Genomic DNA, 11,679 nt, shown 5'->3' on the forward strand with positions numbered 1-11,679 from the left:
TCATTCACGCTTCGGTTCGCCGATTTCAGCGGGGGTCAACACCGCCGCTGTGAGACCGGAGGTAAAGGCAATATCGGTGTTGCTGTAGGCTCGCTTTTGTAGGCCGGATAAGGCATCGCCGCCATCCGGCAATCGGTGCCGCGGAATATGCCGGATGGCGCTTACGCTTATCCGGCCTACAAACCACCGGTATTTATTCCGTCGGCCACAGCCCCATCGCCATGCGGGCGATACCGAGCAGCGTTTCGCGGCTGGCGCCGTCGCGGGCCTGGATCGACATCCCCTGCTGGATGCTGGTGTAAAGCCGGGTCAGGGCATCAATATCGGTATCGGCGGGCAGTTCGCCCTGCGCTTGTGCCTGCGCCAGACGCGCTTTCAGTAACGCCATCCCGCCGTTGCGCATAGCCTGCACGCGTTGACCAAGCCGATCGTTACCTTCGCTGGCAACAGCGGAGAGCGTCACCATACAGCCGTGCGGCAGATCGCAGCGCGTCAGCATTTCGGCTGAGCGTTCAAGCCAGCTTGCGACAGCGCGTTTTGGCGAGGGCTCCTGCTCCATATCGCCCCAAATCAGCGGCGCAACACACTGCTCGTAGTGCTGCAACACCTCATCGTAGAGGTTCTCTTTACTGCCGAACGCCGCATAAAGGCTTGGCGACTTAATGCCCATCGCCTCATAGAGATCGCTCATCGAGGTGGCGGTATACCCCTTGCGCCAGAAGAGCAACATCGCCTTGTTCAGCGCTTCTGTTCGATCAAACTCGCGCGGTCTTCCCCGGCTCATCATCAGCTCCTCACATTTTGTGCTGATCGGTATATTAATAATATTGACGAATAGATGGAAGCCTGATTATTTTAATTATGTATCAATCGACACATAATCCAGGAGTCATCATGTCATATTCACTGTCAGGTAAACGCGCGCTGGTCACCGGCGCAAGCCGGGGTATCGGTAAAGCCATCGCTTTAACGCTGGCGCGCGCCGGGGCGGATGTCGCCATCACCTATGAAAAATCGGCAGAGAAAGCCGAAGCGGTTGCTGAAGCGATCCGCGCGCTTGGGCGCAACGGCGTCGCTATTCAGGCGGACAGCGCCAATCCGCAGGCGGCGCAGGACTCCGTTGCACAAGCGGTGTCGCAGTTGGGCGGGCTGGATATCCTGGTCAATAACGCCGGGATTGCGCGCGGCGGTTCGCTGGAGTCGATGTCGCAGGAAGATATCGACGCGCTGATTAACGTCAATATTCGCGGCGTGATCTATACCACCCAGGCGGCGCTGGCACACCTGCCGGATGGCGCGCGCATCATTAACATCGGCAGTAACCTCTCCGACCAGGTGCCGTTTAAAGGCGTCACGATTTATTCCATGACCAAATCGGCGCTTAACTCCCTGACGCGCGGGCTGGCGCGGGATCTGGGCGCGCGCGGCATCACGGTCAATATGGTGAAACCCGGCTCGACGGACAGCGATATGAACCCGGCGGATGGCGCGCAGGCAGACGAGCAGCGCAGTTTCACGGCGTTAGGCCACTACGGCGAGCCGCAGGATATTGCCGAAGCGGTGGCATTTCTTGCCAGCCCGGCGGCGAAGCATATTACCGGCGCGGATATTGTGGTGGATGGCGGCACTAATGCCTGACGGCAGGCAAAAAAAAGCGGCACATTGTGCCGCCTTTTGTCGTTAACAGCAGCGTGCGCCGCCTTTGCCGCCGTAGCGCGCATCCTGGCGCTCGCGGAAGAACTCCTCGTAGGTCATCGGCGTCTGGTCCGGGTGAGTGACGCGTATATGCTCAACGTAGTTGTCATAATCCGGCACGCCAATCATCATCTTTGCCGCCTGGCCTAAGTATTTGCCCGCTTTTGAGAGCGTATCGAACATATCTGCTCCTTCGCTTAGTGCGCGTTTTTGGCGCGCGCCACAACCTGATCAACGTTGTCCGGCATCGCTTCGTAAGGTGTCTCTTGCACCGTCGGGTGATCCGCTTTCAGCGCCGCCAGCGCGGTCTTCAGCGAGTAGAAGGCGAGTACCACCACCACAACCATAAAGAAGAGCGTTAACCCGGCATCGAGACGGTTGTTAAACACCAGCTGCGCCAGCTGAGACTGGGTATACTGCGCCGGAATATTGCCGCTGTCGATCATCGCCTGGAACTTATTGGCAATCGCCAGGAAGCCCACTTTGTTATCCGGACTGAAGGTCTTCTGCCAGCCAGCGGTCAGCGTACAGACCAGCAGCCAGGCCGTTGGCACTAACGCCACCCACGCATAGCGCTGGCGCTTCATCTTAAACAGCACCACCGCGCAGAGCATCAGCGCCATGCCGGCCAGCATCTGATTGGCGATACCAAACAGCGGCCACAGCGTATTGATACCGCCCAGCGGATCGACCACCCCCTGATGCAGGAAGTAGCCCCACGCCAGCACGCAAAGCGCGGTGGCAAGCAGGTTAGCGGGGAGCGACTCGGTGCGTTTCAGCGTCGGAGAGATGACCCCCAACAGATCCTGCAACATAAAGCGCGCCGCGCGGGTGCCGGCATCCACCGCCGTCAGAATAAACAGCGCCTCAAACAGAATCGCAAAGTGATACCAGAAGGAGACATCCATCAGGCCGCCGAGCGCGCCGTGCAGAATATAGGCCATGCCGACCGCCAGCGTCGGTGCCCCGCCCGCCCGCGAGATGATCGACTGCTCGCCCACTTCATCGGCAATCTGCCGCAGCGCATCCGGCGTAATGGTAAAGCCCCAGTTGCTCACCACCTGTGCCGCCGAGGCGACCACATCAGTAGTGCCCGCCGGTGCCAGCACCGCCATCGGGCTGTTCATCGCAAAGTAGACGCCCGGATCGATAATGCAGGCCGAGACCAGCGCCATGATCGCCACAAAAGACTCCATCAACATGCCGCCGTAGCCGATAAAGCAGGCCTGCCCTTCGCTGGCGAGCATCTTCGGCGTGGTGCCGGAGGAAATCAGCGCATGGAAGCCGGAGACCGCGCCGCAGGCGATGGTGATAAAGAGGAACGGGAAGAGATTACCGGTCCACACCGGGCCGGTGCCATCGACAAATTTGGTAAGCGCGGGCATCGTCAGCGTCGGGCGCATAATCAGAATGCCAATCGCCAGGCCAATAATGGTGCCGATTTTCAGGAAGGTGGAGAGGTAGTCGCGCGGGGCCAGCAGCAGCCACACCGGCAGCACCGAGGCGACAAAACCATAGCCGACCAGCATCCAGGTGAGCTGCACGCCGGTAAAATCAAACCACGGTGCCCAGGTCGGGCTTTCGGCGACCCAGCCGCCGGAGATAATGGCAAACACCAGCAGCACCAGGCCAATCACCGACACTTCGCCAATGCGCCCCGGGCGCAGATAGCGAATATAGATGCCCATAAATACCGCCAGCGGAATGGTGAAGGCCACGGTATAGGTGCCCCACGGGCTGTGGGTCAGCGCTTTGACGACAATCATCGCCAGCACCGCGAGGATAATCACCATGATCATAAAGGTCGCCACCAGCGCGATCACGCCGACGGTTGGCCCCATCTCTGCCTTCACCATCTCGCCAAGGGAGCGCCCGTCGCGGCGGGTGGAGATAAACAGCACCATAAAATCCTGCACCGCACCGGCTAACACCACGCCTGCGAGGATCCAGATCATGCCGGGCAGATAACCCATCTGCGCCGCCAGCACCGGGCCAACCAGCGGGCCTGCGCCTGCAATCGCTGCAAAATGGTGACCGAACAGCACTTTTTTGTCTGTCGGCACATAGTCGAGGCCGTCGTTGTAGCGCACCGCCGGGGTCATGCGCGTCGGGTCAACCTGCAGCACATTTTTGGCGATATAGAGACCATAAAAACGGTAAGCAATGAGGTAAATACAGACGGCTGCGACCACGATCCAGAGTGCGTTGATCGGTTCGCCGCGATTCAGAGCGATATAGCCGAGGGCAAACGCGCCAACAAGCGAGAGCGCGCCCCAAACAAGGTATTTCCCTGGGTTGTTCATAGCGGTTATCCGTTTGAGAGACAGAGAGATGTTACATTTTGTTTCTATATCAACTCAAAGAACTTAACAACTTTGAAACACAGGAAAGGCGGCCTGCCGCACGGCATTTGGTTGATTGTGTTAACGGGATCGCAAGAATGCCCTCCTGAGCCGGAGGGCGAAGGGTTAGCCAAGCACTGCGGTGCTGAGGCGACAGGTTGCGCAGCGCCGCCCCTGTTCATCAAACACCACGATCTCCCAGCTCTGATTCTGGCGGCCAAGATGCAGCGGCTGGCAAACGCCGCGCACTTTGCCGTGCGCCACCGCGCGGTGATGGGTGGCGTTCAGCTCGGTGCCGACCACGCACTGACCGTCGCTGGTCATCATAAAACCGGCCATCGACCCCAAAGTTTCCGCCAGCGCCGCCGATGCGCCGCCGTGCAGCAGGCCAAACGGCTGGTGCGTGCGGCTATCGACTGGCATCTCCGCTTCGAGAAAATCATCCCCGATGCGGGTGTAGGTAATCGCCAGATGTTCAATCAGGGTGTTATCGCTGGTGGCATTCAGCGCCTCCAGCGTTAAGTGACGTTTCCAGATCATCAGGCCCCCAGCGTCGAGCCGCCATCCACCACGATATCCTGCAATGTGATGTGGCTGGCGAGATCGGAGGCGAGGAACAAAATGGTGTTCGCCACCTCCTGCGGACGGGCGATTTTCCCCAGCGGAATGCCGAGCTTAAACTGCTCGCCGAAGCCGCGAATGCGCTGCTGCTCCGCATCGTCGCTCACCCACAGCGTGCGCTGCATATCCGTATCCGTCGAACCGGGCGAAACGATATTACAGCGTACATGGCTGGCGGCCAGTTCAAGACCGACGGTTAGGGCCAGGCTTTTCAGCGCCGCTTTCGACGCGCCATAAGCACTCATGCCGATACGCGGCGTGTGCGCGGCGTCAGAGCAGACGGTAACAATCGCCCCGCGCTGCTGGCGGCGAAAGTGCGCCATCGTCTGGCGAAAGAGGTTAAAGGCACCGCCGACGTTAACAGTGAATGTCTGCTGCCACGCTTTGTCAGAGAGCGCATCCGTTGCGCCCATATGCAAAATGCCCGCGGCATTGACCAGCACATCCAGCGGCGCGTTGTTTGCCAGCAGGCGCTCGCAGACGGCGGCGACCTGCGCGGCGTCAGCGATATCCAGCGTTTCGCAGGCAAACGGATAGTGCTCGCCGTTAAAGGCAAGATCGAAGCCGGTGACCTGCGCGCCCGCCTCGACGAAGGCGAGCGCAGTGGCATAGCCGATCCCCTTCCCTGCCCCGCTCACCCAGACACTGCGTCCGCTGAAATCGAGGCTCGCCATCACTGCACCCCGCGCGCGAGCAGCGCCCACCAGGCATCAATGGTCGGGTTTTTCGCCAGCGTGACAAAATCGATATCGCCATGCACTTTGCGCCAGCGGGCGGCGAGCGCCATCATGCGCACCGAATCGAGGCCGTAATCAATCAGGTTTTCGTCATCCAGCGGCTCATCAGACTCATCCAGCAGCGGCAGGATGATTTCGCGCAGCGCCGCTTTGCTTGCCGGTAGCGGCAGCAGCTCTTGCGTCAGCACCACGCGGCCGGAACGCCCGGCGACATAGTTGAGCGACATTAAGTGCTCTTCGCGGCTGAAATCTGCCAGCGCATCGGCCACCATAAACGGCTTGATATCGCGCATAAAGGCGTCGGTGGCGGTGGTCATACAGCCGATATGCGAGTAGACGCCGGTGATCAGCAGCTGGTTGCGGCCGGTCTCTTTCAGCATCTGCTCCAGCGGCGAGCGGTGAAAGGCGCTGTAACGCCACTTCACCAGCACGGTGTCGGCCTCGTCCGGTGCCAGTTCGCTGACGATCTGCTGCTGCTCCGGCGAGCGGGTTAAACCCGGCCCCCACATATCGTTCAGCAGCGCGCGATCTTCATCGCTCTGCTCTTTCGGCTGCGCGGTGTAGTAGACCGGAATATTGTGCTGCTTGCAGAAGTGACGCAGCGCGGCGATGTTCGCCACCACTTGCTGCATCATCGGACAGTTATCGCCCCAGAAATTAACAAAATAGTCCTGCATATCATGGATCAACAGCGCCGCACGGGCGGGCTCAAACGACCAGTTCACTTTGTTGTCCGGGATATCAGCCGCTGCGGGCAGCGCGTAGCCCTGTAGTTTTGGGATTGCCATCTTCTCTCCTTTACGCCGGGGTGCGTTGTGCTAACCACTGGCGTAACTGTTTCTTGTCAACTTTTCCTACCGGCGTCAGCGGCAGCGCTTCAAGGCACTCGACGCGATCCGGCAGCTTAAATTCCGCCACGCCCTGCTCGCGCAAGAAGCGGCGGATCGCCACCGCGCGCAGCGGGGTTTTCACCACCAGATACGCGCAGCTCTTCTCGCCGAGCAGGCTGTCCTCCATGCTCACAAGCGCGGCGTGGATCACCGCTTCATGGCGCAGCAGCAGGTTTTCGATCTCCTCGGCGGCAATCTTCTCGCCGCCGCGGTTGATCTGATCTTTTTCCCGCCCCTGCACGGTGATGTAGCCCTGCTCATCAATGGCGATGAGATCGCCCGAGCAGTAGAAGCCCTCAGCATCAAAAGCGCTGGCGTTGTGTTGCGGGCTGTTGAAGTAGCCGCGGAAGGTGTAGGGACCGCGCGTCATCAGGCGTCCGGTCTGGCCTGCGGGCAGCGGGTTGCCGTTCTCATCGGCGACCCACACTTCATCATCCGGCGACATCGGGCGGCCCTGGGTGTTGATGATGCGCTCCAGCGGATCGTCGAGCCGGGTGTAGTTCACCAGCCCTTCGGCCATGCCAAACACCTGCTGGAGCTGACAGCCGATCTCCGCCGGAATACGCGCCGCCAGCGTCGCTGAGAGCCGCGCGCCGCCCACCTGAAGCAATTTCAACGACGCCAGCTGGGCATTGCTGCCCCACTCGGCAATCGCCTGCAACCAGAGGCTGACCGCCGGGGGCACCAGCGCGGTGACGTTAATCCGGTGTTTTTCAATCAGCGGGAAACAGAGCGTGGCGCTCGGGTCGCTCGCCAGCACCACACAGCCACCGGCAAGGAAGACGCCGAGCGCGCCGGGCGAACTTAACGGGTAGTTGTGCGCCGCCGGTAAGGCGCAAAGGTAGCGGGTCTGCGCCGTGAAATGGCAAATCTCATTACTGCGCACAATGCTGTAGAGATAGTCATTGTGCGTGCGCGGGATCAGCTTCGGCGTACCAGTGCTGCCGCCGGAGAGCTGGAAGAAGGCCACCTCATCTGCCGGGGTTGGCGTAGCGGAAAAGTTATCTGCCGGGCGGGCAATCGCCTGCTCCAGCGACTCGCCGCGCAGCAAAATAGCGCGCAGCAACGGGTGATCGTTTTCCAGCGCGCTGAGGAAAGCGTCATCGGCAAACAGCCCGTGGGCGCGATCGGCAATCAGCAGCGCGGGTTTGATTTGCGCCGCGTAGGCGTTGAGCTCGCTGCGCTGATGGCTGAAGAGCGCGTTCACCGGCGCGACGCCGAGTTTCAGCAGGGCGAAAAAGGTGATGTAAAACTCGGCGACGTTGCCCAGTTGCACCAGCGCGGTATCGCCGCGCGTAATGCCCATCGACTGTAATGCGCAGGCGAGATTGTCCGAGGCGGCATTCAGTTGGCGGTAGCTCAACTCACGATCGCCGTCGATTACCGCAACGGCTTCGCTGGCAGAATGGCGGGCCAGAATGTCGCTCAGCGGCAGATCCTGCCAGTAGCCCTTTTCACGGTAACGACGGGCAAACTCTTGCGGCCAGCGGCTAAAAGGAATGGTCACAGTGGCTCCTTAATGCAAACCGAAGGCGTTCAGCATGGTGGTCAGTTTGACGCCGGTTTCGCGCCATTCAGCGAGCGGCGACGAGGCGGGGACAATCCCGGCTCCGGCAAACAGGCGGACGTTGTTGTCGCGGATGCGCGCGCAGCGGATGGTAACCACCCACTCGCCGTTTCCTTCCGCATCGCACCAGCCGACAATGCCGCCGAAGAGTTCGCGGTTAAACGGCTCAAGCTCGGCGATAATTTTCTTCGCAACCTGGTGCGGGAAGCCGCTCAGCGCAGGCGTCGGATGGAGCAGGCAGGCAAGCGTCAGGGCGTTTTCACCCTCTTTTGCCGTGCCCTCAATCGGCGTTGCCAGGTGCCACAGCGTCGGCGTGTTCACCAGCTGCGGCGACGACGGCAGGGTCAACATGCGGCTGCGCGGTTGCAGCACTTTTTTCATCGCCTGGGTCACTAGTTCGTGTTCATGGCGATCTTTTTCTGAGGCCAGCAGTTTGTTGCCCGCTTCGCGATCGAGCATGTCATCGGGCTGACGGCGCGCCGAACCGGCCAGCGGCAGAGAGCTGAAGTGATCGCCCTCTTTACGCAGCAGCAGCTCGGGGCTTGCGCCCAGTAGCGCACCGCCATCGGGTAGCGGAACGTGGAAGTTGAAGCTGGCGGGGTTCTGCGCAATTAAGCGCTCAAGCAGCACGCCGCTATCGACCGGGCGGTCAGTTGCGATCTCAATCAGGCGCGAGAGCACCACTTTATCCACTTCCGGCGTTGCGGTGCGCGCGGAGGCATTCGCCACCATCTCCATAAACAGATCCTGCTCCGGCACCGCTGTCTGCGCCTTCACATTCGGCATCGCGCCGCTGTTGAAGTAGCGCGCAGCGCGCTGTTTTTCCGGGCGGGAGAAGCTCTGCCAGCGTTGAGGGATAAAGAGCGCCGAAGGCTGCGTGGTATCAAACGGGATAGCGCCGACCATAATCGGCCGCGCGATGCCCTGCGCTTTGGCATCGGCAAACGCCTGCGCCAGTTTTTGCTGGAAGGCGCTGTCTGGCGCATCGCCCCCCACTGCCGGCTCTGAGAAACGCGCAACACACCCCGACGTGGTGAAACTGCGGTACGGCGACATAAAGAAAAATTGATCGGCGGCCAGTGTCGTAGCAGACAGCTGGATCTCTTCAGCCAATGACGTATCCATATCATCCTCCGGCAATGATAAATGTATTAAGAATGATTATCATTTTTGTTTGGTGCAGTAAGATAAAAAGTTATTGCCGGTGATGTCAACAGCAGAATCTCCTCTCGCACTGCCACAACTTGCATCCATGACGCTCAACGATGAAAATGAGAAGCATTAACTTCAACAGAAACAGGACTCACGTTGTGAATTTTCTTAGCTGGTGTCGTAAACACGCTCTGTTAGTGGGCGTTTTCGTTTTAGGACTTAACTCAGCCTGCGCTGCCGACTGGCCGCGCCAGGTGACCGACAGCCGCGGCGTGCATCAGCTTGCCAGCGCGCCGCAGCGCATTGTTTCCACAAGCGTTACCCTGACCGGCTCGCTGCTGGCGATTGATGCGCCCGTGGTCGCCAGCGGCGCAACGACGCCAAATAACCGTTTTGCCGACGATCAGGGCTTTTTGCGCCAGTGGGGCGACATTGCCAGACAGCGCAACGTCGCGCGTCTCTACATCGGCGAAGCCAATGCCGAAGCGGTAGCCGCGCAGATGCCGGATCTGATTTTGATCAGCGCTACCGGCGGCGACTCGGCGCTGGCGCTCTACGATCAGCTCTCGACCATCGCGCCGACGCTAATCATCAATTACGACGATAAGAGCTGGCAGGCGCTGCTTACCCAGCTTGGCGAAATCACCGGCCACGAGCAGCAGGCCGCCGCGCGCATCACTGAATTCAACCAGCAGCTGGCGGCGGCAAAAGCGCACATGAAACTGCCGCCGCAGCCGGTGAGCGCGCTGGTTTATACGCCCGCCGCGCACAGCGCGAATCTCTGGACCCGTGACTCCGCGCAGGGCCAGCTAATGCAGCAGCTCGGTTTTACCCTCGCGCCGCTGCCAGCGGGCATTCAGGCGAGCCAGAGCCAGGGTAAGCGCCATGACATCGTGCAACTCGGCGGTGAAAACCTCGCCGCCGGGCTGAATGGCGAAGCGCTGTTCCTGTTCGCTGGCGATCAAAAAGAGACCGACGCCCTGAGCGCTAACCCGCTGCTGGCGCACCTTCCCGCGGTACGCAATAAGAGGGTTTATGCGCTGGGTGCCGAGACCTTCCGGCTTGATTACTACAGCGCAACCCGCGTGTTGCAGCGTTTGTCGGCGCTGTTTGGCTGAGGGTTTGGCGCAAGCCTGATTGCCGGATGGCGCTGCGCTTATCCGGCCTACAAAATCCTCACCCCTGCCGTATGGCGCTGGCGCTTATCCGGCCTACGACAAACTGCACTTTGCCGGATAAGGGTCGTGACTTATCCGGCCTGTGAAGGCATCCCGTTTGCAGTCAAGGGGTGATCAGATCGCCGTAACGCTGAATCACCGGTGACGTTAACGCCACCGGTGCGTTTTATGCGCCGGACTGAACCTGTCGGAAACGGCGTAGTTCGCCGAGTATGAGAACCAGCACTAATCCCACTATCGCTAACGCCAGCCCGCTGAAGCTCGCCGAGGCGGCGGGGGTCAGCATCGATCCCATTGCGCCCAGCAGCGCCGCGCCGATGGCGTCGCCGGTAACGTTTTGCGCCGTCCATAAGCCGTTAATGCGCCCGAGCATCGCTTCCGGGGTCTGGGTTTGCAGCAGGGTGTATTGCAGCAGTGAACTCACCGCCGTCAGCCAGCCACAGAGCGCGAGAAAGAGCACGCCGAGCGGCCAGACGGGCATCAGGCTAAAGAGCGCAATGGCGATAAACGCGCCGACGCTGGTCAGCAACATAATGATGCCGGGCCGCTCGCTGTGCGCCAGCCTGCCGCTGGTCAATGCGCCGATGGCCGCACCGAGCGGCAGCGCGGCGTAGAGCACGCCAATCTCCGCTGCCGACATCTGCCAGCTCATCGCCAGCGCCGGATAGAGCACCCGCACGGCGCTGGCCATCGTCAGCAGACCGCCGAGCAGCGCAATGCCGCCAACTAACGGGTTACGCAACAGAAAGTGCAGCGCAGCGGCAAGAGATTTAAGCGGATGTTCGCGCGGTTGCGGTGGCGGCGGAAGCGCGGGCAGCGTCAGCAGTGGCAACAGGGTGATAAAGGTGCCTGCCGCCGCCAGACCGTAGTTCCACGCCACGCCGCCGGAGGCCAGCAGCAGGCCGCCAACCATCGGCGAAATCACCGAACCGATGCGCACGGTGAGCATGGTGATCGCCCCCGCCTGCATCAGGTTTTCCCGCCCGACCAGCGCAGGCGTTGCCGCCAGCAGCGCCGTCACGCCAAGCGCGCCGAAAAAGCCATCCCACACGCCAAGCAGATAGATCGCCGACAGCAGCGGCGCGGGTAACAGTGCATTGAGAAAGAGGCCGATAAAGCCGATACCGCAGGTGGATCGCGCCAGCAGAATCAGCTTTTTACGTTCAAAGCGATCCGCCAGCACGCCGCCGAGCATCAGGCCGACAAACATTGCGCCGCCGGTCAGCGTCACGGCAAGCCCGACCTGCCAGCTGGAGTGGGTCATCGCCTGGATCTGCACCGGCACAGCTACGCCCAGTAAGCCCAGCGATAAGATTGAGATAAAACGCGCGAGGAAAACGGCGCGATAAGCCGGATGTGTCCGCAGCAGGCTGAGATTCAGCAGCCAGGAGTGTTGCTTCATTACAAGACCTTGTATTCCATACTTTCTGTGTCCAATCTCAGGCTGCGCATGGTAACATAACAAAACAGGATCGATAACGATAATTACTATCATTA

At 60.5% G+C, this 11,679-nt stretch carries 11 protein-coding genes; 2 read left to right on the plus strand and 9 right to left on the minus strand.

Annotated elements, in window-relative coordinates; all coding sequences use genetic code 11:
- Window positions 1-193 precede the first annotated feature (193 nt).
- Entirely contained in the window at window positions 194-787 is a 594-nt protein-coding gene (locus IAE48_RS22040; RefSeq protein WP_233631707.1) for a TetR/AcrR family transcriptional regulator, read from the minus strand.
- A gap of 107 nt (window positions 788-894) precedes the next feature.
- Between IAE48_RS22040 and IAE48_RS22045 the strand changes: the two genes are divergently transcribed.
- The gene (locus tag IAE48_RS22045) at window positions 895-1,638 is read left to right on the plus strand and encodes a 3-oxoacyl-ACP reductase family protein (RefSeq protein WP_200135591.1); all 744 of its coding nucleotides are present in this window, start codon (window positions 895-897) and stop codon (window positions 1,636-1,638) included.
- Between the two features lie 42 nt (window positions 1,639-1,680).
- Here the strand turns inward: IAE48_RS22045 and IAE48_RS22050 are convergent, their stop codons facing one another.
- From IAE48_RS22050 to entC, 7 genes are all read right to left on the minus strand, one after another.
- Window positions 1,681-1,878: a YbdD/YjiX family protein gene (locus IAE48_RS22050; RefSeq protein ID WP_200135592.1), complete on the minus strand. Its 198-nt coding sequence runs from the start codon at window positions 1,876-1,878 to the stop codon at window positions 1,681-1,683.
- Window positions 1,879-1,892: 14 nt separating this feature from the next.
- A complete protein-coding gene (gene cstA / locus IAE48_RS22055; protein WP_200135593.1) occupies window positions 1,893-3,998 on the minus strand; it encodes a pyruvate/proton symporter CstA in 2,106 nt (701 codons plus the stop codon).
- Window positions 3,999-4,163: 165 nt separating this feature from the next.
- The gene (gene entH / locus IAE48_RS22060) at window positions 4,164-4,577 is read right to left on the minus strand and encodes a proofreading thioesterase EntH (protein WP_124969240.1); all 414 of its coding nucleotides are present in this window, start codon (window positions 4,575-4,577) and stop codon (window positions 4,164-4,166) included.
- Complete coding sequence (entA, locus tag IAE48_RS22065) at window positions 4,577-5,332, minus strand: 2,3-dihydro-2,3-dihydroxybenzoate dehydrogenase EntA (RefSeq protein WP_200135594.1); 756 nt, start codon at window positions 5,330-5,332, stop codon at window positions 4,577-4,579. Before entA ends, entH begins: the two co-directional genes overlap by 1 nt.
- The gene (locus IAE48_RS22070) at window positions 5,332-6,183 is read right to left on the minus strand and encodes an isochorismatase (RefSeq protein ID WP_200135595.1); all 852 of its coding nucleotides are present in this window, start codon (window positions 6,181-6,183) and stop codon (window positions 5,332-5,334) included. The genes entA and IAE48_RS22070 overlap by 1 nt, the downstream gene beginning before the upstream one ends.
- 10 nt (window positions 6,184-6,193) lie before the next feature.
- A complete protein-coding gene (gene entE / locus IAE48_RS22075) occupies window positions 6,194-7,792 on the minus strand; it encodes a (2,3-dihydroxybenzoyl)adenylate synthase EntE (protein WP_200135596.1) in 1,599 nt (532 codons plus the stop codon).
- Between the two features lie 9 nt (window positions 7,793-7,801).
- A complete protein-coding gene (gene entC, locus IAE48_RS22080; RefSeq protein ID WP_200135597.1) occupies window positions 7,802-8,977 on the minus strand; it encodes an isochorismate synthase EntC in 1,176 nt (391 codons plus the stop codon).
- 218 nt (window positions 8,978-9,195) lie between these two features.
- On the opposite strand from entC, the gene fepB reads away from it, so the two are divergent.
- A complete protein-coding gene (fepB, locus tag IAE48_RS22085; RefSeq protein WP_233631709.1) occupies window positions 9,196-10,122 on the plus strand; it encodes a Fe2+-enterobactin ABC transporter substrate-binding protein in 927 nt (308 codons plus the stop codon).
- A gap of 226 nt (window positions 10,123-10,348) precedes the next feature.
- On the opposite strand, the gene entS is transcribed toward fepB, so the two are convergent.
- The gene (gene entS, locus IAE48_RS22090; RefSeq protein ID WP_128483442.1) at window positions 10,349-11,584 is read right to left on the minus strand and encodes an enterobactin transporter EntS; all 1,236 of its coding nucleotides are present in this window, start codon (window positions 11,582-11,584) and stop codon (window positions 10,349-10,351) included.
- Window positions 11,585-11,679: the final 95 nt, after the last annotated feature.

It is taken from the genome of Kosakonia sp. S57 (genome assembly GCF_016516575.1).
In the GTDB taxonomy this organism is placed as follows: domain Bacteria; phylum Pseudomonadota; class Gammaproteobacteria; order Enterobacterales; family Enterobacteriaceae; genus Kosakonia; species Kosakonia cowanii.